Below are 26,516 nucleotides of genomic sequence, written 5' to 3' on the forward strand. Positions count from 1 at the left end.
CAAAAATAATTGAAAAGGGATGATTTACATAATGGAAAAAAAGATTATTGAATATAAAGTAGGATTAATCAAACAAATTGATAGTTTACAAAAAAATAATTTAGTTTGTGGACATAAAGAGTTTATCGAAGAATGTAAATATTGCTGAAGTAATTGTGATTTAGAAATTATTAAAACAATTGTTAGAGGTTAATTTGATTAATGCAATATGACTTAATTATTGGAATTGACCCTGCTGGTATTGGTAGTAATGGAATTATTATATACTCAAATGAAACTAATAATATTGTTTTTAATGAAACATTTAAAACTAAAACAGTTTTAAAAAGCAAAAATCTATTTAAAGAATACTTTTTATTAATTAAAAAACATTTTGATAATAAAAAAATATTAGTTATTGTAGAAAATTTCTTTTTAAATTCAAAACAATTATTAACAAATCCATTAGCAACTCCTAAAATTATTGGTGCTTTAATAGTATTAGCAGAAGATGTTATGAATTGAGATTATTTAGAAAGTGAACCAAAAAATAAAAACAAAATAGAAAATTATAAAGGAAATATAAAATTAACAAAACATGAACAAGATGCATATAAGCATATTAAATATTATTTAAGGAATTATAAAAATGAAAGAGAAAGCCAATTATGTCAAATTAACAGTAAAACTGAGTAACACTATTGAAACAAAATATTACGAAAAAGGTAATAAAGAATTATATTATAGTGTTCGAGGTCAATGAAATGGATTAAACTATGTTACTTTAATTTTTAACAACCCAAAATTTTATAGACGCTGTATTTTATTAAACAAAAACGATGAAATTATTGTAACTGGTCAAATTTTTAACACTTTAAATATTCCTAAAAATCGTGCATTTTGTTCAATAAATGTTAAATGATTTAAAAAATGAAAAGAGTAAAAAATGATATTATGAAAAATTTTATTAATAGTACCAATATTAATAACAAGCATAACACTAATAATATTTTTAATATTTATTAGTAAAGAATTAAAAAATGAATATAAAGTATTAAAAATATTAAGTGAAATTGCTAATCAAATTGAAAATAAGGAGAATAAATAATGAATAGATGTACATGAACTGAAACAATAACATTTGAAAAATTTATTCATGAACCACATTATGATGAAATTAAAAATGAACAAAGACAAAGACAATGTGAAAATATGACAGAAGAGCAATTTGATGAATATTGTAGAGCATATTGTAAAGAACATAGAATTAAAGTTGATGAAATTAATAAATCAAGACATAAAAATTGTATTAATAAAGAAAAATTAGTATCTTTTTTATCTGAATTTTATAATAATTTTAATCAAGTTGAAGACAAATGATTTCAATCAAAAGCAGATACTTATGCAAATATATTAGAATATTTAGAAAGTAATGAATTTTATAATGATAATAAAAATTAAAAAGAATAATAAATGTGGTTATGGTAGAGTTTTTGCTCATAAATGTAATAACTTATGTAAACAAAAACAAAATAAAAGAGTTAGGAAAGAAAGGTTAAATTATGAATAAAGAAAAATTAATTAAAGATTTAGAAGAACGAATAACATGACTTACAAATGAAATATCTAATGTTAAATATTTTAAACAAATAGAATTTTATATATGAGAAAAAATATGTTTAAAAAATCTATTAATTAAAATTGAACAAGGAGAATTTGACTAATGTGTTTTTGTTATGAAGATGAAGCAATAAAATGTGATAAAGGATATTGTGATAACTGTTGTGAAAAATATTGTAATCAAGGAGATGAACATTAATGATAATATTACCTACTTTGTTTGAAAATAAAGATGAAATTGAAATATTGTCACCATTTCCAAAATCAATTCATACCAGTAATGATATTAGAGCAATTATTTTAAGACAATACCCAAATGTTAAATCAAAACACATAATTGTTTCTGACCCAGAAAGTAATGTTGCATTAATAGTTGGTGATAATGATGTTTATCAAGGTTGAATTAAAGTAACCATTAAAAAATTAGAAAATTAAAAAAATTAAAATTAGAATTCATGAATTTGAATTATATGATTATCAAGTAAATACTTTATTAGATATTGTAAGAGAAATGTTAAAAGCAAATAAAGGAGAATAGAAATGGAAACAAATAATTATACATTAACAAAAATAATACGCTCTTCAATAAGTCCTTTAAGTGCAATGATTGGTACAAGTGCTTATTATGGTCAAGTAATAAGTAATCCAGTATTAGGTTCAATTAATAGTTTATTATTTGGTAAAAAATTAGGTTTAGATATATGAAATTTAAATCAAAGACCAAATACTAAAACTAAATTAATTAATAGTTCTAAAAAAATCTTATTAGGTTTAGGAACAATTGGTTTAGCAAATTATAGTAAATGAACAGAAAATAATATTAATCCTATTATTCCAACAACACCAATGCCAATAACTACTACAACTACAACTGAGGGTCCTCCATGATTATTATTAAATAAACAAGAACATCAGTCATTAATGGATTGAGATACTTATATTTCATTAAATGCTTATGGTATTTCAAATCTTATTAGTGGATTAACTGAGTTAATACCTAATAAATTTGAAGCGATAAGAAAGATTTGTAATATGGCTACTGGTGGATGTTTAATATCAAGTGGTGTTGCAATGGGAATTAATAATGATTTTAATAATGCTTATGCAGTACCTACTATTATTGCTGGTGCAAGTGAAATAATCAATAATTTACTACCTATGGAAACAACACATCATAATCAAGAAATGCAAGAAACATCATTTAATGATGAAACTACAAGATTAATTAATGATAATAGATTTACTATTAATAGTGAAACAACTAGTCAATATGGTAGTGATAATATGAGCGAAGTACCATTAAATAATGATAATGCTTCATTAAATTGAGATTATAATCACATGAGTTTATAAAGGAGGTGAATAATTTATGAATAAAGAAAAAATAATTGAATATTATAATCAGGAAATAAAAACATATAAAGAAAGAATAGAAGAATTCAATAAAGAAATATCTGTATTAGTAGAAATTATAAGTAATTCACAATCAATGATTGAAAGAATTAATGGTGGTCAATTTGATGAATAATTAAAAATAAACAATTGAAAGGAAAATATTCAGATGAAAGAATTTTTACATGAATTAATAATTATTGGAACAAATGTTGGAACATTAATTTGCAGAGAAATTATTGTTTTATTAAAAAGATTTATCACAACTCCAAAACATGTTAGAGCAAATAACAAAATTATAAAACATCAAAAAAAATTAGCAAAATTAAACGAAAAAATTAATAAAGAAAATAAATAATAAAGGGTGATGTAAATGTTAGAAAATGAAGATAATGTTCAACAAACAACTGAACCTTTAACTGAAAATAATGCTCAACAAGAAATAGAAAATAAAGTTAATGAAGCAGAAAATAAGTTAAATAAACTTAATCAAGAAATTAAAGAAAAAGAAATAATTAATATATTTAAAAAATATCAAGTTAAAACTGAATTTTATGATTTTTTAAAATTTAAAACTAATAATTTAGAAAATTCAAAAATTGAAGAAACTATTAAAAAAATTATTAAAGAACAACCAGTATTTAAAGAAATAATTAATACAGGTGGTAAACAACAAACAATAATAACAAATCAACAAAATTCAATAAAAAGTACATTATTGGATTATAAAAAAAATAATAATTTATAACAGAAAGGAAATCAAAAAATGGCAATACAATTCAATAAAAATTTAGATAATACCGAAAAATTAGTAGAAGCACCAGAGTTTATAGAATTTTATAAACAATCAAATTCACCATGAGCAAGTTTTTTTCCTATCGAAATGGTTAATTCAACAAAAATTGAATTTATAGTTAAAAAACCAAAAAATTCAGAAATTAAAGTATTAAAATGAAATGATAAAAGCAAAGGATTAGATGTTAGTTATGCTGAAACTGTTAAAATTTTAAAAGAAATTAAAGAAGAAGCGGTTGCGGGTGAAATAATTGCTAATGTTGATTTAAATGCTGAAAATGGACAAAATTTATTAAATACAATGCAATATGAAGTTGCTAATGACTTAGCAGATTATTTAGCAAATAATGATACAAATGTAATTGCAAAATATGCAACTAAAATAGACATTACTGATAAAACACCATTAGGATATTTAAAATCAATGTTAGATGCTTGAAATACTTTATTTCAACTAAGAAATAGTAATAATTGTCGTTTTTTTATTACTAATAATCTTTATGATACTATTGTTTATTTAGCCAATAATAAAGGTCTAATTACTGATAATCAAATTGCTCAACAATTAAGATTAAATGGAAATGATTTATACATCAAAGGTGTACTATGTCAAATTGTAATGGATGATTATATGACATTTACTGATAATAATGAAACTAAAATTATGTCTTTTGTTTTAGCAACACCAAGAGCAATGAAAAGATATATGTTACAAAATACAGTTGTATATGTTCAAGATATTGCTGATGGTAAAGTTGGAAGAAGATATTTAGTTGGTGGAGAAGTAACTGGTGAATCAATACCCTATATAACAGATGAAGAAACAACTTCACGCTGAATGTTATGTGCAATTGTTAATAATGATAAAAATGATTTAAAGAGGCTTTTTAATAATCTGTGTATCTTTGTTTTACAAAGTTACTAATTTAGATTAATTCTGTCTTCAAATTTTATCATAAAATGAGCAATTGCTGTATTTCAATTTTGAATAGGCAATGTTCATTTTTTTGTTATATTTTCAATTGCCAAGTAAAATATTTTGAAAACTGCCATATCATTAGGAAAAACTTTTTTATTTCTGATGATTTTTCGTAATTGACTATTAACAGATTCAATAGCATTTGTAGTATAAATCACTCTTTTGATTTCTACTGGATAACTAATAAAAACCATTAAATTATCTCAATTTTTATATCAAGATTTAGTAATTTGAGGATATTGTTTATTTCATTTACTTTCAAACGATTCTAAAGCTTGCATTGCTTGTTCTTCACTACATGCACTATAAATTGGTTTTAAATCTGCAAATAGACCTTTTCGATGTTTGTATGAAACATATTTTAAACTATTTCTAATTTGATGAACAATGCATAATTGATGTTCTGTTTTAGGATAAACTGATTGTATTGCTTCTGACATGCCTGTTAAATTATCACTACAAGCAATAAGAATATCATTTAAGCCTCGATTTTTCATTTCTGTGAAATTAGATAATCAAAACTTAGAACCTTCATTTTCACTAATTCATAATCCTAAAACATCTTTTTTGCCTTCTAAATCAACTCCTAATGCTATATAAACTGATTTGTTAATAATCCGTTTATCTTGTCGTACTTTAACTACTATACAATCAAAATAAACAATAGGATAAATACTTTCTAATGGTCGATTTTGTCATGCTTTAACATCATCAATAACATCATCAGTAATTTGACTAATAACACTTTCACTAATATCAGCACCATGATATAACTCTTGCAACTGCATTCTAATGTCAGATAATGTCATTCCTTTTGCATACAAGGAAAGAACTTGTTGATCAAAACCATCAAATCTTCTTTGCCTTTTAGGAACTATTACAGGAGTAAAATTACTATTGCGATCTCTTGGTACATCAATTTCAATTTTACCTTGTTGAGTTATTAATTTTTTTGAACTTGTACCATTACGAGCATTTTCAGTAGTACTATGTTGATTTTTTTCATATCCTAAATAATTTTGTATTTCAGAATTCAACATTTTTTCAACTAATCTTTTTGTTAATTCTTTATATAAACCGCCAGGTTTAAAAACTGTTGTTAAATCTTCAGTATTTTCTAGTAATAAATCTACTGCTTTTGATATTGGATCATTATTATTAAAGTTATCTTTTTTAGCCATCTGTAACTCACTCTTTCTAGTCATTTAATTATATTTACTAGAATTAATTAAACATAGTTATTTTTGTAAGTTACACAGATTACTAAACATTTCCGATTTAAAAACTAAAATTACAAGTTTAACAACTGATATTACTGCAAATGTTAATAACAATAATAGTGAATTAAATACACAAATAAAAAGTTGGAATGGCAACCCTTTTTAGGACTATTTTTTGGTAGACATTTGTTTTTGATAACTAATTGGAGTTAGGTAGTTTAGAGTACTGTGAATTCTTATGTTGTTATATCAATTGATGTAATCAAATAATTCTAATTTTAATTGGATTAATGATGTAAAATTTTATCATTAATAAATTCAATTTTGAAAGTTTTAAAGGTTGCTTCAGCAACAGCATTGTCATAAGGACATCCTTTTTTGCTTAAAGATCGAGTTATGTTGAAAGCTAATAAAAGTTTATCAATAGTTTTATTATTGAATTCATTACCGCGATCAGTATGAAATATTTCAATATCTTTTAAACAGTGATTTGATTGCATAAATGCTTGATATACTAATGATGCATCTTTTTTAACTCCAACACTATGTCCAATAATTTCGCGGTTAAATAGGTCGATTAATAGGCAAATATAGTTTCATTTACCATTAACTTGAACATAAGTTAAATCACTAACAATAACTTCATTTTTAATTCTATTATTAAAGTTTCTATTAACAAGATTGGTTATTTGACTATCATTGACTTTATTATGATAATTTTTGAATGATAATTTAGTGTATTTTGATATTAAATTATGCTTATTCATAATTTCTTTAATTTTTCTGCGTGATAAATAAATTTCTTGGTTTGCTAGTATGACTTTTAATCTTCTAGTACCATAAACTTCTTTATTTTCTTTAAAAGCACTAATAACAGCTTGTTCATAAATATTATTTTGAATTTTATTTTTTTTCTTTAAATTAAAATAATATGTTGATTTAGAGAGTTTTAAAAAATGACACATTGTGCGAATTTTATATTTAGATTTATTATTTGCAATAATCTCTACTTTCTGCCTATTATTAGTGCTGCTTGCTTTAAAATATCAATTTCCATTCGTAACTGTTTTAATTCTTTATTTGCTTGAATTAATTGTTTTTCTAAGTCTGAAAGATTATCTTTAGTTTTAAAACTACCTGAATTAGTAAATTGCTTAATTCAATTGTAAGTAGCTGCTCTTGTAACATTGTATTCTTTAACAAGGCAAGATACTGATTTGCCACTTTGATATAAAGCTACTATTTGTTTTTAAATTCATCTGAATATGAGTTAATATTGACCATAATTATAATTCCTTTCTTTTAACTAATTTGTTCACTTGTCTATGCAATTAGTGTCCAATAAAGTGTAACCCATCCAAGTACTAATGAACTTAAATCATTAAATCCTAATTTAACAAATCCAACTATTAAATATTTTAGTGATGCACAAGGCAAAACTGATGTAAGTAATCAAAATCAAAAAGCAGGAGATTTATATGTAATTATTACTGCAGATATTAATGATGCAAATTATCAAGGTTCAACAAATCCTATAAAAATAACTCTTAAATAATAAGGACATTAATTATGCCTATTGGTACAGCAAATACAGCCACACTCTTAAAAATAAATAAACCCAAACATACTAGAATTAGTCAACAACAAGAACATAAAAGTTTATGATGAGAAATTTTAGAAATGATTGGTGTACAAGTTATAGCAGTAGCACTTGCTCCTTTTACTGGTGGTTTAAGTGAAGATTTAGCACTTGGATTAGGTGCAAGTGATTTAATTGCTAGTATTAGTGCTGTTGGTGTAGAATTTTTAACTGATTTTACTATTAATCAAGTTTATGATTATTTAAAAGGAAATGTAACACCATTAAATACTTTTTTTAATATATTACCAGCATTTGCTGGACTTAATAAAATTAGTCGTGGTTATCGTACAACTAAATTTATTAAGTTAGCACAAAAAACTAAAACATTAGAACAAGTTGGTATTAAAGAAGCAAAAAACTTACAAGAAATTATTAGTCAAGTAAGTGGAAAAGAAATTTTAACAGATAAAATTATTGGTAATAAACGTTATTTAATGAAGTATAGTTTTACTCCTAATCGTGAAACAGTATTACGAGATTTAGGATATGTTGCTGAAAGACAATATAAGAATAATTTTCAAAAACTAGAAACAGAAAAATTAATGGAACACTTATTATTACAAAATACATTAATAAAATTAAGTCCACAATTAACTCCTAAATTTAAAATTAAAGATATTGAAAAAGCAAATAACTTTTTAAAAAAATTTAATACTGATTTAAAAGAAGTATTAAAAATGAATCAACATGATTGATTAAATTTAGTTCATACAATACATACAGAAAATAGATATGGAAAAACTTTAATTTTAGATTTACAAAAAATTTGTGCTAATGCTATTAAATTTAATTTTAAAAATAATGTTATTCATCAACTTGTTTTAAAAGCAAATCAAACTTTTAAATATTTTGATATTAGATTTTATTTAAAAAAAGGTTTAAATAAATTTTGAAAAGATACACCATATTTTGAAAAAATACGAGAAAGTATATATAAATTACAAGAAAAATTTGAAAAGTTAGAAAAACAAGTATTTGAAAAAATTAATTAAGGAAATGTTTAGTAATCTGTGTAACTTACAAAAATAACTATGTTTAATTAATTCTAGTAAATATAATTAAATGACTAGAAAGAGTGAGTTACAGATGGCTAAAAAAGATAACTTTAATAATAATGATCCAATATCAAAAGCAGTAGATTTATTACTAGAAAATACTGAAGATTTAACAACAGTTTTTAAACCTGGCGGTTTATATAAAGAATTAACAAAAAGATTAGTTGAAAAAATGTTGAATTCTGAAATACAAAATTATTTAGGATATGAAAAAAATCAACATAGTACTACTGAAAATGCTCGTAATGGTACAAGTTCAAAAAAATTAATAACTCAACAAGGTAAAATTGAAATTGATGTACCAAGAGATCGCAATAGTAATTTTACTCCTGTAATAGTTCCTAAAAGGCAAAGAAGATTTGATGGTTTTGATCAACAAGTTCTTTCCTTGTATGCAAAAGGAATGACATTATCTGACATTAGAATGCAGTTGCAAGAGTTATATCATGGTGCTGATATTAGTGAAAGTGTTATTAGTCAAATTACTGATGATGTTATTGATGATGTTAAAGCATGACAAAATCGACCATTAGAAAGTATTTATCCTATTGTTTATTTTGATTGTATAGTAGTTAAAGTACGACAAGATAAACGGATTATTAACAAATCAGTTTATATAGCATTAGGAGTTGATTTAGAAGGCAAAAAAGATGTTTTAGGATTATGAATTAGTGAAAATGAAGGTTCTAAGTTTTGATTATCTAATTTCACAGAAATGAAAAATCGTGGCTTAAATGATATTCTTATTGCTTGTAGTGATAATTTAACAGGCATGTCAGAAGCAATACAATCAGTTTATCCTAAAACAGAACATCAATTATGCATTGTTCATCAAATTAGAAATAGTTTAAAATATGTTTCATACAAACATCGAAAAGGTCTAGTTGCAGATTTAAAACCAATTTATAGTGCATGTAGTGAAGAACAAGCAATGCAAGCTTTAGAATCGTTTGAAAGTAAATGAAATAAACAATATCCTCAAATTACTAAATCTTGATATAAAAATTGAGATAATTTAATGGTTTTTATTAGTTATCCAGTAGAAATCAAAAGAGTGATTTATACTACAAATGCTATTGAATCTGTTAATAGTCAATTACGAAAAATCATCAGAAATAAAAAAGTTTTTCCTAATGATATGGCAGTTTTCAAAATATTTTACTTGGCAATTGAAAATATAACAAAAAAATGAACATTGCCTATTCAAAATTGAAATACAGCAATTGCTCATTTTATGATAAAATTTGAAGACAGAATTAATCTAAATTAGTAACTTTGTAAAACAAAGATACACAGATTATTAAAAAGCCTCTTTATTATGATAATTTTTGAATGATAATTTAGTGTATTTTGATATTAAATTATGCTTATTCATAATTTCTTTAATTTTTCTGCGTGATAAATAAATTTCTTGGTTTGCTAGTATGACTTTTAATCTTCTAGTACCATAAACTTCTTTATTTTCTTTAAAAGCACTAATAACAGCTTGTTCATAAATATTATTTTGAATTTTATTTTTTTTCTTTAAATTAAAATAATATGTTGATTTAGAGAGTTTTAAAAAATGACACATTGTGCGAATTTTATATTTAGATTTATTATTTGCAATAATCTCTACTTTCTGCCTATTATTAGTGCTGCTTGCTTTAAAATATCAATTTCCATTCGTAACTGTTTTAATTCTTTATTTGCTTGAATTAATTGTTTTTCTAAATCTGAAAGATTATCTTTAGTTTTAAAACTACCTGAATTAGTAAATTGCTTAATTCAATTGTAAGTAGCTACTCTTGTAACATTGTATTCTTTAACAAGGCAAGATACTGATTTGCCACTTTGATATAAAGCTACTATTTGTTTTTTAAATTCATCTGAATATGAGTTAATAGTGACCATAATTATAATTCCTTTCTTTTAACTAATTTGTTCACTTGTCTATGTAATTAGTGTCCAATAAAGTGTAACCCATCCAGTTATTAAAAATTTTAAAATTTTACAATTACAAAAAAAGACAAGATTATTTCTTGTCTTTCTCCTTGTTGATAATTTTAATTTAACTTACAAAATGTATATTTTATTTTTTTTTAAATACGTCGAATATAAAATATAAATTTAATGTTTTAAGAAAAGAGAGTAATTTTGTCTAATTTTCATTATTTTTCAAATAATTCATTTTTGGAAATAAGTTACTAATATGATAATAAATTATTTCGTAACTTTGACAACCGTCCTTTTAATTATTAATAATATTTTTTAAATGATAAAAAAAGAATATAAATTAAAAAAGATTGCAATTGCAATCTTTTAAAATATATTTAAGCTTGTGGAGTTCCAAAATCTAGAGTATTTGTAACTTTTACTTCTCCAAATTTTACGGTTAAGTATACTTTTTGAGCTGTATACTTAGGTATCACTGTTTGACCTTGATCATCAGAAGTTCAAACTAATGATACTTTATCTTTGCTAAATAAGTTAACTAAAGAATTATATAGATTTTTTTCTTTAGAATTATCAGTTTTTCAAGGTAAAGACTTAAGTACATCTTTGCCTTGTTCAAATCCATTAGCTTTAGTTAAATCCAATTTTGCTAATTGTACAAGCGTATCTACTTGAGCAGGAACACCTAATGTATCTTTCTTAAGAGTACTAATAGTATATTTTTTTACAGATTTGGCATCATCTTCAGTTGCCTTATCCATAATATTAATTTGACAAGTACCAGCTGCAACTTTAAAATCAGTTGTACCAACAGCTTCAATTTTACCTGCTTCAGTACTTTCAACTTTTGCAGATAAAGCAGTAATAGATGTAACTTCTTCAGCTTTATAAAAAGCAGTAGTGCTACCAGATGTAAATCCTAAATCTTTTAAAAACGCTGCAGCATCAGCATCTTTTGCTTTAAATTTGCCAACATCAGCACCGTCACCTGCTTTTAATAATTTTTCGTTAAATTTAGTTGTTGTAATTTTTGTACTATCAGCAGCAGGAACAGAAATTGAATAACTTTCTTTACCAGCAGTATCATCCTTTTTTAGTTCTTGATTAATTGTACTTGTATTTTCATCACTATATCATTCTAGTAATGCTGCATATTTGCCATCTAATGTTGGCGCTTTTGTTTGAGTTCCACATGCAACAACTGAACTTGCTGCAACTGTTGTTAAAGCAGCAGCACCCATTAGTCGTAGTAATGTTTTCATGTTTCTCATATTGTTTTTCCCCCTTAGATAATTTTTCTGAAAAATATAAACTATTTTCTGTTCATAATTATACATTCTTTTTTATTTGGTGTTCTTTTTATAATATTTTTCATTATTAAGTGTTATTTTGCTTTTTTTAAAAAAATAATTTCAAAAATGTTAGGATTAAATTGTTCATTAACTGAACATTCTTATTATTTTTTATATATACTCTACAGTACTTCCAAGATTATTGAGTAATATAATGTAAAAAGACCTGAAAATTTTTCAGGTTTTTTTATATTTAAAAATTAAGAACAGAAAATAAAAATACATTTTTTTAATTAAAATTTCAAGGACAGAAGATTATTAGAAAAATTAATTTATTAAATTTTGTTCGCTTATAACTGTGTTTTTAATAGTCTAATTGTTCTTTATGAATTTGAATGTTTTCTGGATTATTATTATTTAAAATAATTTGATTCATTATATTTCTTTGAATATTAGAAGAAGAAGTACATTTTCCTGAATTTTCTTCAATTTTATTTTTAATATATTCAGATAATTCAAATAAATTTAATGCTTTCTCATTTATTTTTAAGTTACTATTTTCAGTAATTTGTAAATTATTTTGAACAAATACTACAAGACTAAAAAATTTAAATTGTTTTAAATTAATGTTTTCTTTTTTTAAAAGATACAGAATAGTTCTAACATGACTTCTATTTTGATAAAGAGGTGATGGAATAAATTCTTGTCTTTCACCATGATATTGGATTCAATTTTTTTAAAATAATCTCCATAAGTTTTTAAAGATCAATTTTTAGTCTCAATTATAAAAATACAACTATTTAAAATTAATAAATGATCAATTTGATTAATTTTTCCTTCAATAGATGGTAAATATAAATTGTTAAATAATTGTAAATCTTCTTCATTAAACATACTTATTATTTTTTCTTTAACAATTAATTCACCTTTAATACCTAACGTATTATTTAAATTATCATTATATTGATAAGGATGTTCAAAATTTTTTAAATTTGGATAAATTTTTTCATAATTTTTAATTCGATTTTCTAATTCTATTATTTGATAAGAATATTCTATTTCTTTACTTTTTTCTAAATTAAAATAATTTTTTTTATATTTTAAATATTTATTTGCCAATATAATAGTAGTTAAAATTGAAACAATAATTATAGAAAATATAATAATTATAGTTATTCAAACATTATTAACAATTCATTTTTCTAAACCTTTAAATAATGACTTAATCAAAAATATAATAGTGATAATAATTATTAATGAAATAAAAACTACAATACTAATATTTTCATTCTTTTTCTTATTTTTACTCATAATATTTACTCCAAATTTTTATTATTTAATAAAATTTAATAAATAAATCTTAACATTTTTACTAATGTTTGAAAATATTTTAAAAAAATGTCTAATCTTTGATAAGCAGAATATATAGGAAATTAATATCAATATAAGAACAAATTAGTATTGAAAATCGATTTAGTTCCCCTTGATTTTAAAAAAATAGAAACTTTAAAATGAATGTTATATCTTTCAATGATAATAGAACATGGATGGGTTACACTTTATTGGACACTAATTACATAGACAAGTGAACAAATTAGTTAAAAGAAAGGAATTATAATTATGGTCACTATTAACTCATATTCAGATGAATTTAAAAAACAAATAGTAGCTTTATATCAAAGTGGCAAATCAGTATCTTGCCTTGTTAAAGAATACAATGTTACAAGAGCAGCTACTTACAATTGAATTAAGCAATTTACTAATTCAGGTAGTTTTAAAACTAAAGATAATCTTTCAGATTTAGAAAAACAATTAATTCAAGCAAATAAAGAATTAAAACAGTTACGAATGGAAATTGATATTTTAAAGCAAGCAGCACTAATAATAGGCAGAAAGTAGAGATTATTGCAAATAATAAATCTAAATATAAAATTCGCACAATGTGTCATTTTTTAAAACTCTCTAAATCAACATATTATTTTAATTTAAAGAAAAAAAATAAAATTCAAAATAATATTTATGAACAAGCTGTTATTAGTGCTTTTAAAGAAAATAAAGAAGTTTATGGTACTAGAAGATTAAAAGTCATACTAGCAAACCAAGAAATTTATTTATCACGCAGAAAAATTAAAGAAATTATGAATAAGCATAATTTAATATCAAAATACACTAAATTATCATTCAAAAATTATCATAATAAAGTCAATGATAGTCAAATAACCAATCTTGTTAATAGAAACTTTAATAATAGAATTAAAAATGAAGTTATTGTTAGTGATTTAACTTATGTTCAAGTTAATGGTAAATGAAACTATATTTGCCTATTAATCGACCTATTTAACCGCGAAATTATTGGACATAGTGTTGGAGTTAAAAAAGATGCATCATTAGTATATCAAGCATTTATGCAATCAAATCACTGTTTAAAAGATATTGAAATATTTCATACTGATCGCGGTAATGAATTCAATAATAAAACTATTGATAAACTTTTATTAGCTTTCAACATAACTCGATCTTTAAGCAAAAAAGGATGTCCTTATGACAATGCTGTTGCTGAAGCAACTTTTAAAACTTTCAAAATTGAATTTATTAATGATAAAAATTTTACATCATTAATCCAATTAAAATTAGAATTATTTGATTACATCAATTGATATAACAACATAAGAATTCACAGTACTCTAAACTACCTAACTCCAATTAGTTATCAAAAACAAATGTCTACCAAAAAATAGTCCTAAAAAGGGTTGCCATTCCAACAAAAACAATTACGACTATATAAATAATTATATTTAATCAATTTAAAACTTGAAAATTACCATTAATATAATGAAAGATATTTCTATAATATAATCTACGATAATAAAACTCTATCCTTTAATAAATTTCTATTGTTTTCAAATTAATAATATTGTATAATGAACAATGAATTAGAATTATAGCAAGACAGCTACCAGCTGTCTTTATTATTTCTAGTGTAATATATTTTTTTATTTAAGTATATTTTCATTTTGAAATAAATCTATTTCAAATACTATTAAATAATAAACAACAATGTTTATAAAAAACAAGGAGGAGAAAAAGTGGACAAAGAAATTAGTCAAATCATTTTAAATGCCATAAATGAAATTGCTGAAGAAAAACAAATAGCAAAAGAAGATATCATTGAAGCTTTAAAAGAAGGACTAAAAAAAGCATATGAATATCAAAGTCATCGTGATGATAGTACAAATATCAGAATTGAAATTGATCAAAATAAAGGTACTATTAAAATTTTAAAGGATTTAATTGTTGTTCCAAAAGTTGAAGATCCTGAATTAGAAATTGCACTTTCAACTATTAAAACAAAGAATCCCGGCTTAACAATTGGTGATACATATACGCAAATAATTCCTAGTGATCAATTCTCTCGTTTATCAATTTTTAAAGCCATTCAAGTAGTTAAACAATCAATTCGTGAAGCAGAAAAAACATCAATTTATGATGAATTTATTGATAAAAAAGATCACATATTAATTGGTACTATTGAAAGCGTTGAAGAAACTTATATGTTAATTAAAATTGGTAGAGCCTATGCTTTCTTACCAAAACAAAATCAAATCCCTAGTGAGATCTTACCAAAAAATAAACCAATCGCTAATAATACTTATATCAAATTTTATGTTGAAGATATTATTAAAAATAAAAACTATGGTCAAATTTTAGCATCAAGAACTCACGTTAATTTTTTACGTTGTTTACTAGAATTAGAAGTTCCTGAAATCGCACAAGGTGTAATCGAAGTTAAAGATATTGCTCGTATTCCTGGAATTAGAGCTAAGGTTGCAATTGTTAGTCATGATCCAAGCATTGATGGGATTGGTGCATGTATTGGCCCAAAATGCGAAAGAACAAAACTAATTACGCAAGAATTAAGTGGCGAAAAAATTGACATTATTGCCTGAAATCCTAATATAAAAGAATATATAATTAACGCTTTAACACCAGCTAAAGTTATTTCAATTGATATTAATGAAGAAGAAAAACAAGCAAATATTATTGTTCCTACTGAACAATTATCATTAGCTATTGGTAAAAATGGTATGGCTGCTAAATTAGTTGCCGGTGTAACTCACTGAAATATTAATATTACTTCATTAGAACAAGCAAAAGAAAATAATATTAAATTTACTTGAAATGGTAATATTAAAGAAAGTGAATATGAAAAGTTTATATCTGAATTATTAAAAAAAACACAATGAAAAAATAAAAATCAATAAACAATAAAGTAGGTCGTTATGAATAAAATACCTTTAATTCAACGTAAAAAAATACCAATGCGTAAATGTATAGTTACAAATACTATTTTACCTAAACGTGAATTAATTAGAATTGTTATTAATAAAGAAGGACAATTATTCATTGATAAAACTGGCAAACAAAATGGTCGAGGTGCCTACATCCAACCTAAACTTGAATTAATACCTTTGCTTATTAAAAAGCAGGCATTAGAACGAGCATTAAAAACAAAAATTCCAAATGAATTTTATGAACAATTAATTAATGAAATTAAAAAAAATTGAGATTAATTTTCCCAAGCGAAAGGCGGGATGCAAATGGCAAAAAAACGAATATCTCAACAAACACAAAATATTAATCAACAACTAAAACAAAAAACATCTCAAATTAATGAAAAAGGAGTATTTTTATATAACGAACCATTAACTATTTCAGAATTTGCTAAAGCATTGCATCATCCAGTAACTGACATTATTAAATACTTCATGAAACAAGGCAAACTATTTAATCAAAATCAAATATTAACTCAAGAATTAATGCTTGAACTTTGTTTGGAATGAAATATTGATTTTGAAAAAGCTAAAGTGGTAACATATGAAAACTTATTAGAAAATATTAATCTCGAAGATGATAAAAAAAATTTAGTAACTCGACCACCTGTTGTTACAATTATGGGCCACGTTGATCATGGAAAAACAACACTATTAGATACTATCCGTAATTCTAAAGTTACTAATCAAGAACACGGTGGTATTACTCAACATATTGGTGCTTATCAAATTAAAACTAATAATAAATTAATTACTTTTATTGATACCCCAGGTCACGAAGCATTTACTGAAATGCGTTCACGTGGTTCTAAAATTACTGATATTGTTGTTTTAGTAGTTGCTGGTGATGATGGTGTGATGCCACAAACTCGTGAAGCAATTGACCATGCAAAAGTAGCTGGTGTTTCAATTATTGTTTTTGTTAATAAAATGGATAAACCAAATGTTAATACTGATCGCATTATGAATGAACTAGCTAATTGTGATTTAACTAGTGAAGAATGAGGTGGCAATACTATTTTTGTTTATGGTAGTGCTTTAAAAAATCAAGGAATTGATGAATTATTAGAAGCAATATTAGTAATTGCTGAATTAAAAGAACTAAATGCTAATCCAAATCGATTTGCTAATGGAACTGTTATCGAATCTCATCATGATAAAAATGTTGGTTCAATTTGTACTTTATTAATACAAGGTGGAACACTAAAAGTTACTGATATTGTAGTTGCGGGTAGTGTTAAAGGAAAAATTAAACGCCTTATTAATGATACTGGTAAAATAATTACTAAAGCCGGACCTTCAATGCCTGTTCAAGTTTTAGGATTTGAAACAGCCCCTACTCCTGGTGAATCTTTTATTGTTTTTAATGATGATAAATTAGCAAGAAAAGTAGCACTAGTACGCCAAACAGAAGAAACAAATAAAATTAGAAATAATCGACAAATTAGTTTAGGTAATTTAACACAAGATGTTGCTACAGGTGAATTAAAACAAATTAATGTTATTTTACGAGCAGATACTCAAGGTTCAGTGCAAGCAATCGTTCAAGCAGTAAATAAAATTAATGTTAATGATATTACTGTTAAGTTTATTAGAGCAACTATTGGTGGTATTAGTGAATCAGATATTAAACTTGCTCAAACTTCACGAAGTATTATTTATGGTTTCAATGTTCGCCCCAATCATGTTATTCGTGAAGCTGCTAACAATGCCGGTGTTGAAATTAGATTACATAATATCATTTATAAAATAACTGAAGAATTAGAATTGGCTGCTAAAGGTTTATTAGAACCAACTTATGAAGATAAAATTCTTGGTCAAGCACGAGTTATTAAAACTTTTCATTTTTCAAAAGTAGGAACAATTGCTGGTTGTGTTGTCATTAATGGTTTCATTCAACGTAATAGCAAAGTTCATATCATTCGTGATGATGTTGTTATTTATAACGGTGAAATCAGTGGTTTAAAACATGAAAAAAATGATTTAAAAATTGCTAAAAAAGAAACTCAATGCGGTATTACTATTAAAAATTTTAATGACTTAAAAGAAAATGATATTATTGAATCATATTTAGTAGAAGAAGTGGAGACAAAATAGGATGTCTATCATTAAATTTGAACAACAAGAAAGTTTCTTAAAAAAAGAAATTACTAATATATTAAAAAAAGAATCAAAAAATATTCTTTTCAAAGATATCACTATTACTAATGTAAAAATAACAAAAGATAACAGTTATGCTACCATTTATTGAACAGTTTACTTAGATAATTTAGATATTAAAACCATTAGTACTGCTTTAGAAAAAGCGAAAGGTTTTTGTCGAAGCGCACTTGCTAAAACAAGTAATAAATATAAAGTTCCAGAATTACGCTTTAAATATGATAATACCAACACTAGAGTTAAAAACATTGAAGAAATATTAAAAAATATCAAAAATAATAATTCTTCAAATGAATAAAAAAATAAAATGAGATTATAAATCTCATTTTATTTTTTTAAATTTAAAATTTTTTTATAATAATTATTTAATAATTACTATAAAACACTATTTAAAAAAATAAAATTATTAGTATAATAAAAAAAGGAATCATCAATAAAATAAGGGAATTATTCAGTAGCTACTAAGTAAGAAAGGAAAGCTACTATTAATGGCACAAAAAATTTATTCAACACCAAATAGTGATGATTTTTATGTTATTCCTGAATTTTTAGAACATCAACAATGTTGAATGGTATGACCAGAAAGAACCGATAATTGAAGATTAGGCGCTAAACCAGCACAAGAAAAAATAAGTAAACTTGCTAATATTATTAGTGAACATGAACATGTAAATATGATTGTTAGTAAAAATCAATTTAATAATGCTAGAAATTTATTAAATAAAAATATTACAATTTGGATGGGTTACACTTTATTGGACACTAATTACATAGACAAGTGAACAAATTAGTTAAAAGAAAGGAATTATAATTATGGTCACTATTAACTCATATTCAGATGAATTTAAAAAACAAATAGTAGCTTTATATCAAAGTGGCAAATCAGTATCTTGCCTTGTTAAAGAATACAATGTTACAAGAGCAGCTACTTACAATTGAATTAAGCAATTTACTAATTCAGGTAGTTTTAAAACTAAAGATAATCTTTCAGATTTAGAAAAACAATTAATTCAAGCAAATAAAGAATTAAAACAGTTACGAATGGAAATTGATATTTTAAAGCAAGCAGCACTAATAATAGGCAGAAAGTAGAGATTATTGCAAATAATAAATCTAAATATAAAATTCGCACAATGTGTCATTTTTTAAAACTCTCTAAATCAACATATTATTTTAATTTAAAGAAAAAAAATAAAATTCAAAATAATATTTATGAACAAGCTGTTATTAGTGCTTTTAAAGAAAATAAAGAAGTTTATGGTACTAGAAGATTAAAAGTCATACTAGCAAACCAAGAAATTTATTTATCACGCAGAAAAATTAAAGAAATTATGAATAAGCATAATTTAATATCAAAATACACTAAATTATCATTCAAAAATTATCATAATAAAGTCAATGATAGTCAAATAACCAATCTTGTTAATAGAAACTTTAATAATAGAATTAAAAATGAAGTTATTGTTAGTGATTTAACTTATGTTCAAGTTAATGGTAAATGAAACTATATTTGCCTATTAATCGACCTATTTAACCGCGAAATTATTGGACATAGTGTTGGAGTTAAAAAAGATGCATCATTAGTATATCAAGCATTTATGCAATCAAATCACTGTTTAAAAGATATTGAAATATTTCATACTGATCGCGGTAATGAATTCAATAATAAAACTATTGATAAACTTTTATTAGCTTTCAACATAACTCGATCTTTAAGCAAAAAAGGATGTCCTTATGACAATGCTGTTGCTGAAGCAACTTTTAAAACTTTCAAAATTGAATTTATTAATGATAAAAATTTTACATCATTAATCCAATTAAAATTAGAATTATTTGATTACATCAATTGATATAACAACATAAGAATTCACAGTACTCTAAACTACCTAACTCCAATTAGTTATCAAAAACAAATGTCTACCAAAAAATAGTCCTAAAAAGGGTTGCCATTCCAAATGTTATATATGATTGTAAAAAATTATTGACGTTGAACATATATTATTGTATATCATAATATTTATATAAATTAATACATATAAGTATTAAGTTTAATATATAATTTTATTAATTTCTTTTTCTGTAATAAACTTATCAATCTTCCCTTGCGCTAAGATTGGGCTACCACCACCCTTACCATTATATGTTTTTAATATTTTTTGTAAAATATTATTACTTTGATACTGTTTATTATTATGCAATTCTTTACTTGAAGCAACTAATACTAAATATTCTTGATTATTAATTTTATTAATAAAAATAATAATAATATTTTGATATTGATTACGATAATGTTCAATTATTTCTCTTAATGTTTTAATATCTAAATTTTCAAAATTTGCAATTAATAATTTATAATTATTTTCATTTTTTGGAACTAAAGTTAAATATTTTTTCACTATCTTCTGACGATTTAATTCTTCAAAATTAATTTGTCATTTTTTAAATAAACCATGTAATTCTAGTAATAACATTTTTCCTTTTCTTCAATCAGCAGCTACCACTTTTAAATTATTAATAGTATCATATATTTTTTCAATTTCTTCTTCTTGCATACAATTATCTTTATTTTTTTGATATTGAATAAATAAACTATTTCTTTGTTCTTTAATCATCATTATTTGTTGTGTTAAGTATTCATTAATAGTTTTTAATGATGTTAAAGCATGAATTCGATAAGAACCAGATCCTTTTGACTCAACATTAGTTATTAATAATTGTTCTACTTCTTGTGAATTATAACAATGAGTACCCCCACAAAGTTCAATTGAAAAATTACCAAACTTAATTACTCGAACTTTTTCTTCATATTTTTCACCAAAAAAAGCTAAAGCTCCAATTTTGATTGCTTCTTCATATGTACAATAAATAATTTCACAAGGATATTTACCTTTAATTCATTTACTTACTTGTTGTTCTATACTTATAATTTGTTCTAAAGTTAACATTTGATAATGACTAAAATCTAATCGTAAATATTGATAATTATTAAAACTTCCAGATTGCATAACATGTAAACCTAATAATTTTCTTAAAGCAGCATGTAATAAATGAGTTCCTGAATGATTTTTTCTTGTATAAAAACGATGTGAACTATTAATTTGTGCTTCAACAATTTCTGTTTGTGTTAATTCACCTTTTACTTCCACTTGATGAATATGCTGTTTTTGTGGTCCTTGTTGTACATCAATAACAGAGGCCGTTCCATTTTCTCCTGTGATAATGCCATCATCAGATGCTTGTCCCCCCTTTTCTGCATAAAAAGGTGTTTCATTTAAAATTAAATAACCTTTTTCATTTTTTAAAAATTTTACCTCATGCTCTGATTTAAACATAAAAACAATATTTGTATTTATTTGTTCTTTATCATAACCAACAAAGGTTGAAGGAACTTTTAAATTAGTTAGTAATGAAGATTGAATTGTTAATGCTTGATGATTAATTCTTACTTTTCTTGTATTATCTTTACTGTTATCCAATAACTTTTGAAAACCTTTTAAATCAACAGTAGCATTTTCTTCATTTGCAATCTCTAATATTAATTCAATAGGATAACCATAGGTATCAAATAATTTAAAAGCCGCAGTTGCATCTACTTTTTTATTATCACTAATAACTTGTAATAATAATTGTTTTCCTGTTATTAATGTTGTTCAAAATTTTAATTCTTCGCTTTTAATAATATTAGTTACTAAATCGACTTTTTCATGTAATTCTTGATAATGTTGACCCATAACTTTTATAATAATTGAAACTAACTTAAACAAAAATGGTTCATTAATATTAAGTTTTTGTCCATATACAACAGCTCTTCTAATCAATCTTCGTAATACATAACCACGATCTTTATTACTAGGAAAAACACCATCACTAATTGCAAAAACTAAGCAACGAATATGATCAGCAATAATTTTAAATGCAGTATTAATAGTTTTTTGCTTAATCTCTTGTGTAAAATAATTATTAATATCATAACGAAAATTTGTCAATTTTTCACATTCATGAATAATATTTTGAAATAAATCAGTATCAAAGTTAGTTGGCACATCTTGTAAAATTGCTACTAGTCTTTCTAATCCTGCACCAGTATCAATATTTTTTCTTGGTAAATCAGTATAATTATTTTTGCCATCATTATTAAATTGTGAAAAAACAATATTTCAAATTTCAATATAACGATCATTTTCAATATCATCTTTTAATAATTTAATACCAATATTTTTAGGATCATATTTAATACCACGATCATAATAAATTTCAGTATTAGGACCACAAGGACCTTGACCCATATCTCAAAAGTTAGTAGATCTTGTACCTTTAATAATACGTTCTTTTGGTAATTTAATAATATTTAATCATAAATTATATGTTTCTTCATCTTCATTAAAAACTGTTACATATAATAAATTAGCATCTAAATTTAATCATTTTTTACTAGTTAAAAATTCTCATCCTCAAATAATAGCTTCTTTTTTAAAATAATCACCAATTGAAAAATTACCTAACATTTCAAAAAAAGTTTGATGTCTTGCTGTAATACCAATATTTTCAATATCATTAGTTCTAATTGCTTTTTGTGAATTTGCTAATCTTTTAGCAATTGGGGTTTGTCGTCCATCAAAATATGGTTTTAATGTAGCAACTCCAGAATTAATCCACAATAATGAAGGATCATCATTTGGAACAAGTGATGCACTTTCTAAAATGTGATGATCATAACTTTTAAAAAAATTTAATCAAGTTGTTCTAACTTTATCTGTTGTTCATTTTATTGACATAATAATTTCTCCTCAAAATAATAAAAATTCCTATCAAAATAGGAACGTTTTTTAACGCGGTACCATCCTAATTCACTTACAAAGTAAATGCGCTTAATTAATGATTAAAATTGTTAAATTAGGAGCTTCTAATTAATAATGGTTAAGTGCTTACACTATTCACTCTCGCTGAAAACTAATTATTATTAATTATACTTATCTAATTTAGATTAATATAAATATTAATTTCAATTTTAATATTAACCATAAATATTAGTTATTACAAGCAAAAAGATAAAATTATGAAATATTTTTATAAATTAAAAAGAAAAAATATTAATTATTAACTTTATATAATAAAAATTACAAGAAAGATTTTTTCTATTTAATTAAAAATATAATTTAACTGGTATTTTTTTTATTGTATATTCATTTTTTCAGATATAAACTTTAGTTAAGATTTGCTTAGAATAACTTTTAAAAAATAAAAATTTATCATTAAATTATATAAAATTAATTCATTTAATTCAATATTACTTACTATTTAATATAGTAACTAATTTAATATATTAATGCATTTTTTATATTTTTAAATCTATAATTTTAAATAAAAAAATATTTTAAGTAAATCTTAAATATAAAAAATAAAAATGATAATTAATTGAAGTTTTATAATCAAATCTAGCATTAAAAATTTTATTAATTTATTAAAATTAATCCTTGTAAGAACAATAACTATTAAATTACTATTCATTTTTTTAAAATGAAATTTTAAACAACTGAATTTATTTATTATTTCAAAAAACAAAAAAATAATTTAATTTCTACTCTAAATTTGTGTTTTATTAAAATATTACTATAAAAGGAGTCCAAAAATAAATCAAATTAATAAATAAAAAGGAGACAAATTTTATGTCAAGTAAACTAAATAATAATGAAATAGATAATACAATAAATGAATTTGAAGAAGAAACTGAAGAAGAAAAAGAAGAGGAAGAAAAAGAAACTGAAGAAGGAGAAAAAGAAGAAGAAAAAGAAGAGGAAAAAGAAGAGGAAGAAGAAACCGAAGAGGAAGAAAAAGAAGAAGAAAAAGAAGAGGAAGAAAAAGAAACTGAAGAGGAAGAAAAAGAAACTGAAGAAGGAGAAAAAGAAGAAAAAGAGGAAGAAAAGAGGCTTTTTAATAATCTGTGTATCTTTGTTTTACAAAGTTACTAATTTAGATTAATTCTGTCTTCAAATTTTATCATAAAATAAGCAATTGCTGTATTTCAATTTTGAATAGGCAATGTTCATTTTTTTGTTATATTTTCAATTGCCAAGTAAAATATTTTGAAAACTGCCATATCATTAGGAAAAACTTTTTTATTTCTGATGATTTTTCGTAATTGACTATTAACAGATTCAATAGCATTTGTAGTATAAATCACTCTTTTGATTTCTACTGGATAACTAATAAAAACCATTAAATTATCTCAATTTTTATATCAAGATTTAGTAATTTGAGGATATTGTTTATTTCATTTACTTTCAAACGATTCTAAAGCTTGCATTGCTTGTTCTTCACTACATGCACTATAAATTGGTTTTAAATCTGCAACTAGACCTTTTCGATGTTTGTATGAAACATATTTTAAACTATTTCTAATTTGATGAACAATGCATAATTGATGTTCTGTTTTAGGATAAACTGATTGTATTGCTTCTGACATGCCTGTTAAATTATCACTACAAGCAATAAGAATATCATTTAAGCCACGATTTTTCATTTCTGTGAAATTAGATAATCAAAACTTAGAACCTTCATTTTCACTAATTCATAATCCTAAAACATCTTTTTTGCCTTCTAAATCAACTCCTAATGCTATATAAACTGATTTGTTAATAATCCGTTTATCTTGTCGTACTTTAACTACTATACAATCAAAATAAACAATAGGATAAATACTTTCTAATGGTCGATTTTGTCATGCTTTAACATCATCAATAACATCATCAGTAATTTGACTAATAACACTTTCACTAATATCAGCACCATGATATAACTCTTGCAACTGCATTCTAATGTCAGATAATGTCATTCCTTTTGCATACAAGGAAAGAACTTGTTGATCAAAACCATCAAATCTTCTTTGCCTTTTAGGAACTATTACAGGAGTAAAATTACTATTGCGATCTCTTGGTACATCAATTTCAATTTTACCTTGTTGAGTTATTAATTTTTTTGAACTTGTACCATTACGAGCATTTTCAGTAGTACTATGTTGATTTTTTTCATATCCTAAATAATTTTGCATTTCAGAATTCAACATTTTTTCAACTAATCTTTTTGTTAATTCTTTATATAAACCGCCAGGTTTAAAAACTGTTGTTAAATCTTCAGTATTTTCTAGTAATAAATCTACTGCTTTTGATATTGGATCATTATTATTAAAGTTATCTTTTTTAGCCATCTGTAACTCACTCTTTCTAGTCATTTAATTATATTTACTAGAATTAATTAAACATAGTTATTTTTGTAAGTTACACAGATTACTAAACATTTCTGAAATAAACAATATCCTCAAATTACTAAATCTTGATATAAAAATTGAGATAATTTAATGGTTTTTATTAGTTATCCAGTAGAAATCAAAAGAGTGATTTATACTAGAAATGCTATTGAATCTGTTAATAGTCAATTACGAAAAATCATCAGAAATAAAAAAGTTTTTCCTAATGATATGGCAGTTTTCAAAATATTTTACTTGGCAATTGAAAATATAACAAAAAAATGAACATTGCCTATTCAAAATTGAAATACAGCAATTGCTTATTTTATGATAAAATTTGAAGACAGAATTAATCTAAATTAGTAACTTTGTAAAACAAAGATACACAGATTATTAAAAAGCCTCAAATAATACGATCAGCAATAATTTCTGTATAGTAAAAATCATTAGATTTATTAGCAAATGTTTGAATTCTACCTTTAATACCAATAATTGCATTCTTTTTTAATAGTGTTTTTAATTCCTCTGTATTAGCTATTCAAGTTTTAATAGTGATAAAATCAATTTCAAATTGATTTTGACGATTTTTAAAAGGTCTTTCAACTGTCATTATAAACTTGGTTCATTTTGTTGGAATTTGTTCTCTGGTTGGTATTATTTCTGGTTCATTCATTAATTTACCTACTAATACAACATTATTTATCATTTTAACACCCCCTCTTATTTGATAATTATAAATTTAGTTCATAAATAAAATATCAAATTATTTTATTTATGAATAAAAGAAAAAATAAATTAATTCAACAAACTCAAATATTAAAATAAGATTAGATAAAATAATTTATTAATTAACACAAAAAGAGCATTGTCAAC

30 protein-coding genes and 2 pseudogenes are annotated in these 26,516 nt (G+C 23.8%); 23 read left to right on the forward strand and 9 right to left on the reverse strand.

Annotation, left to right across the window (positions count from 1 at the left end):
- The first annotated feature begins 31 nt into the window (after nucleotides 1-31).
- From AAHM95_RS07975 to AAHM95_RS08030, 12 genes are all read left to right on the forward strand, one after another.
- On the forward strand, nucleotides 32-193 hold the full coding sequence (locus AAHM95_RS07975) for a hypothetical protein (RefSeq protein WP_338975224.1): 162 nt from the start codon (nucleotides 32-34) through the stop codon (nucleotides 191-193).
- Nucleotides 194-201: 8 nt separating this feature from the next.
- Complete coding sequence (locus AAHM95_RS07980; protein ID WP_338975223.1) at nucleotides 202-675, forward strand: hypothetical protein; 474 nt, start codon at nucleotides 202-204, stop codon at nucleotides 673-675.
- Nucleotides 629-922 carry a hypothetical protein gene (locus AAHM95_RS07985; protein ID WP_338975222.1) on the forward strand — a complete coding sequence of 98 codons (294 nt, stop codon included), beginning with the start codon at nucleotides 629-631 and terminating at the stop codon, nucleotides 920-922. The genes AAHM95_RS07980 and AAHM95_RS07985 overlap by 47 nt, the downstream gene beginning before the upstream one ends.
- A 3-nt stretch (nucleotides 923-925) precedes the next feature.
- Nucleotides 926-1,087 (forward strand): hypothetical protein, encoded by a 162-nt coding sequence (locus tag AAHM95_RS07990; RefSeq protein WP_338976082.1) that lies wholly within the window; start codon nucleotides 926-928, stop codon nucleotides 1,085-1,087.
- On the forward strand, nucleotides 1,087-1,440 hold the full coding sequence (locus AAHM95_RS07995) for a hypothetical protein (protein ID WP_338960716.1): 354 nt from the start codon (nucleotides 1,087-1,089) through the stop codon (nucleotides 1,438-1,440). Before AAHM95_RS07990 ends, AAHM95_RS07995 begins: the two co-directional genes overlap by 1 nt.
- 101 nt (nucleotides 1,441-1,541) lie before the next feature.
- Nucleotides 1,542-1,703 carry a hypothetical protein gene (locus tag AAHM95_RS08000; RefSeq protein WP_338976085.1) on the forward strand — a complete coding sequence of 54 codons (162 nt, stop codon included), beginning with the start codon at nucleotides 1,542-1,544 and terminating at the stop codon, nucleotides 1,701-1,703.
- A 94-nt stretch (nucleotides 1,704-1,797) separates the two neighbouring features.
- Nucleotides 1,798-2,034 carry a hypothetical protein gene (locus tag AAHM95_RS08005; RefSeq protein WP_338976087.1) on the forward strand — a complete coding sequence of 79 codons (237 nt, stop codon included), beginning with the start codon at nucleotides 1,798-1,800 and terminating at the stop codon, nucleotides 2,032-2,034.
- Between the two features lie 105 nt (nucleotides 2,035-2,139).
- Nucleotides 2,140-2,952 carry a hypothetical protein gene (locus AAHM95_RS08010; protein ID WP_342274596.1) on the forward strand — a complete coding sequence of 271 codons (813 nt, stop codon included), beginning with the start codon at nucleotides 2,140-2,142 and terminating at the stop codon, nucleotides 2,950-2,952.
- 16 nt (nucleotides 2,953-2,968) lie between these two features.
- A complete protein-coding gene (locus tag AAHM95_RS08015) occupies nucleotides 2,969-3,127 on the forward strand; it encodes a hypothetical protein (protein WP_281749444.1) in 159 nt (52 codons plus the stop codon).
- Nucleotides 3,128-3,160: 33 nt separating this feature from the next.
- Nucleotides 3,161-3,349: a hypothetical protein gene (locus AAHM95_RS08020; protein WP_342274597.1), complete on the forward strand. Its 189-nt coding sequence runs from the start codon at nucleotides 3,161-3,163 to the stop codon at nucleotides 3,347-3,349.
- 15 nt (nucleotides 3,350-3,364) lie between these two features.
- The gene (locus AAHM95_RS08025) at nucleotides 3,365-3,739 is read left to right on the forward strand and encodes a hypothetical protein (protein ID WP_338961095.1); all 375 of its coding nucleotides are present in this window, start codon (nucleotides 3,365-3,367) and stop codon (nucleotides 3,737-3,739) included.
- Between the two features lie 18 nt (nucleotides 3,740-3,757).
- Nucleotides 3,758-4,711 carry a hypothetical protein gene (locus AAHM95_RS08030; protein WP_342274598.1) on the forward strand — a complete coding sequence of 318 codons (954 nt, stop codon included), beginning with the start codon at nucleotides 3,758-3,760 and terminating at the stop codon, nucleotides 4,709-4,711.
- Here the strand turns inward: AAHM95_RS08030 and AAHM95_RS08035 are convergent.
- On the reverse strand, nucleotides 4,708-5,946 hold the full coding sequence (locus AAHM95_RS08035; RefSeq protein WP_342274698.1) for an IS256 family transposase: 1,239 nt from the start codon (nucleotides 5,944-5,946) through the stop codon (nucleotides 4,708-4,710). The two genes, AAHM95_RS08030 and AAHM95_RS08035, sit on opposite strands and share 4 nt — an antisense overlap.
- A gap of 207 nt (nucleotides 5,947-6,153) precedes the next feature.
- A pseudogene (locus tag AAHM95_RS08040) lies at nucleotides 6,154-7,269 on the reverse strand (IS3 family transposase).
- 285 nt (nucleotides 7,270-7,554) lie between these two features.
- Between AAHM95_RS08040 and AAHM95_RS08045 the strand changes: the two are divergent.
- Together AAHM95_RS08045 and AAHM95_RS08050 are read left to right on the forward strand one after the other, a co-directional pair.
- Nucleotides 7,555-8,619, forward strand: a complete 1,065-nt coding sequence (locus tag AAHM95_RS08045; RefSeq protein ID WP_342274599.1) for a hypothetical protein — start codon at nucleotides 7,555-7,557, stop codon at nucleotides 8,617-8,619.
- 94 nt (nucleotides 8,620-8,713) lie between these two features.
- A complete protein-coding gene (locus AAHM95_RS08050) occupies nucleotides 8,714-9,952 on the forward strand; it encodes an IS256 family transposase (RefSeq protein WP_342274699.1) in 1,239 nt (412 codons plus the stop codon).
- Between the two features lie 30 nt (nucleotides 9,953-9,982).
- On the opposite strand, the gene AAHM95_RS08055 is transcribed toward AAHM95_RS08050, so the two are convergent.
- From AAHM95_RS08055 to AAHM95_RS08070, 4 genes are all read right to left on the reverse strand, one after another.
- On the reverse strand, nucleotides 9,983-10,255 hold the full coding sequence (locus AAHM95_RS08055) for an IS3 family transposase (protein WP_342274600.1): 273 nt from the start codon (nucleotides 10,253-10,255) through the stop codon (nucleotides 9,983-9,985).
- Nucleotides 10,256-10,296: 41 nt separating this feature from the next.
- A complete protein-coding gene (locus AAHM95_RS08060) occupies nucleotides 10,297-10,575 on the reverse strand; it encodes a transposase (protein WP_342274601.1) in 279 nt (92 codons plus the stop codon).
- A 419-nt stretch (nucleotides 10,576-10,994) separates the two neighbouring features.
- Nucleotides 10,995-11,888, reverse strand: coding sequence for a hypothetical protein (locus tag AAHM95_RS08065; protein WP_342274602.1), 894 nt, complete (start codon nucleotides 11,886-11,888; stop codon nucleotides 10,995-10,997).
- Nucleotides 11,889-12,548: 660 nt separating this feature from the next.
- The gene (locus AAHM95_RS08070) at nucleotides 12,549-13,220 is read right to left on the reverse strand and encodes a nuclease-related domain-containing protein (RefSeq protein WP_342274603.1); all 672 of its coding nucleotides are present in this window, start codon (nucleotides 13,218-13,220) and stop codon (nucleotides 12,549-12,551) included.
- A gap of 309 nt (nucleotides 13,221-13,529) precedes the next feature.
- Between AAHM95_RS08070 and AAHM95_RS08075 the strand changes: the two genes are divergently transcribed.
- The 7 genes from AAHM95_RS08075 to AAHM95_RS08105 all read left to right on the forward strand — a co-directional run bounded on the left by AAHM95_RS08075 (nucleotide 13,530) and on the right by AAHM95_RS08105 (nucleotide 20,331).
- Nucleotides 13,530-14,647, forward strand: a protein-coding gene (locus tag AAHM95_RS08075; protein ID WP_338975281.1) for an IS3 family transposase whose coding sequence is annotated in 2 segments (ribosomal slippage) — nucleotides 13,530-13,800 and nucleotides 13,800-14,647 — 1,119 coding nt in all. Because the reading frame shifts where the segments join, the coding sequence is not laid out codon by codon here.
- Nucleotides 14,648-14,995: 348 nt separating this feature from the next.
- Nucleotides 14,996-16,171 carry a transcription termination factor NusA gene (nusA, locus tag AAHM95_RS08080; RefSeq protein ID WP_342274604.1) on the forward strand — a complete coding sequence of 392 codons (1,176 nt, stop codon included), beginning with the start codon at nucleotides 14,996-14,998 and terminating at the stop codon, nucleotides 16,169-16,171.
- A gap of 18 nt (nucleotides 16,172-16,189) precedes the next feature.
- On the forward strand, nucleotides 16,190-16,480 hold the full coding sequence (gene rnpM / locus AAHM95_RS08085; RefSeq protein WP_338977889.1) for an RNase P modulator RnpM: 291 nt from the start codon (nucleotides 16,190-16,192) through the stop codon (nucleotides 16,478-16,480).
- A 27-nt stretch (nucleotides 16,481-16,507) separates the two neighbouring features.
- Entirely contained in the window at nucleotides 16,508-18,337 is a 1,830-nt protein-coding gene (gene infB / locus AAHM95_RS08090) for a translation initiation factor IF-2 (protein ID WP_342274605.1), read from the forward strand.
- Nucleotide 18,338: 1 nt separating this feature from the next.
- The gene (gene rbfA, locus AAHM95_RS08095) at nucleotides 18,339-18,698 is read left to right on the forward strand and encodes a 30S ribosome-binding factor RbfA (RefSeq protein WP_281747920.1); all 360 of its coding nucleotides are present in this window, start codon (nucleotides 18,339-18,341) and stop codon (nucleotides 18,696-18,698) included.
- Nucleotides 18,699-18,888: 190 nt separating this feature from the next.
- On the forward strand, nucleotides 18,889-19,191 hold the full coding sequence (locus tag AAHM95_RS08100) for an agmatine deiminase family protein (protein ID WP_342274606.1): 303 nt from the start codon (nucleotides 18,889-18,891) through the stop codon (nucleotides 19,189-19,191).
- Nucleotides 19,192-19,213: 22 nt separating this feature from the next.
- Nucleotides 19,214-20,331, forward strand: a protein-coding gene (locus AAHM95_RS08105) for an IS3 family transposase (RefSeq protein ID WP_338975281.1) whose coding sequence is annotated in 2 segments (ribosomal slippage) — nucleotides 19,214-19,484 and nucleotides 19,484-20,331 — 1,119 coding nt in all. Because the reading frame shifts where the segments join, the coding sequence is not laid out codon by codon here.
- A gap of 117 nt (nucleotides 20,332-20,448) precedes the next feature.
- On the opposite strand, the gene alaS is transcribed toward AAHM95_RS08105, so the two are convergent.
- The gene (alaS, locus tag AAHM95_RS08110; protein WP_342274607.1) at nucleotides 20,449-23,175 is read right to left on the reverse strand and encodes an alanine--tRNA ligase; all 2,727 of its coding nucleotides are present in this window, start codon (nucleotides 23,173-23,175) and stop codon (nucleotides 20,449-20,451) included.
- 891 nt (nucleotides 23,176-24,066) lie between these two features.
- On the opposite strand from alaS, the gene AAHM95_RS08115 reads away from it, so the two are divergent.
- Complete coding sequence (locus AAHM95_RS08115) at nucleotides 24,067-24,369, forward strand: hypothetical protein (RefSeq protein ID WP_342274608.1); 303 nt, start codon at nucleotides 24,067-24,069, stop codon at nucleotides 24,367-24,369.
- Here the strand turns inward: AAHM95_RS08115 and AAHM95_RS08120 are convergent.
- The gene (locus tag AAHM95_RS08120; protein ID WP_342274700.1) at nucleotides 24,366-25,604 is read right to left on the reverse strand and encodes an IS256 family transposase; all 1,239 of its coding nucleotides are present in this window, start codon (nucleotides 25,602-25,604) and stop codon (nucleotides 24,366-24,368) included. The two genes, AAHM95_RS08115 and AAHM95_RS08120, sit on opposite strands and share 4 nt — an antisense overlap.
- Nucleotides 25,605-25,697: 93 nt before the next feature.
- Here AAHM95_RS08120 and AAHM95_RS08125 point away from each other — a divergent pair.
- Nucleotides 25,698-26,006, forward strand: a pseudogene (locus AAHM95_RS08125) (transposase); the annotation flags it as partial.
- Here AAHM95_RS08125 and AAHM95_RS08130 read toward each other — a convergent pair.
- Nucleotides 25,993-26,349 (reverse strand): single-stranded DNA-binding protein, encoded by a 357-nt coding sequence (locus AAHM95_RS08130; RefSeq protein ID WP_342274610.1) that lies wholly within the window; start codon nucleotides 26,347-26,349, stop codon nucleotides 25,993-25,995. The pseudogene AAHM95_RS08125 and the gene AAHM95_RS08130 overlap by 14 nt on opposite strands.
- Nucleotides 26,350-26,516: the final 167 nt, after the last annotated feature.

It is taken from the genome of Spiroplasma endosymbiont of Phycita roborella (assembly GCF_964031195.1).
Classification (GTDB): domain Bacteria; phylum Bacillota_I; class Bacilli_A; order Mycoplasmatales; family VBWQ01; genus Spiroplasma_E; species Spiroplasma_E ixodetis_A.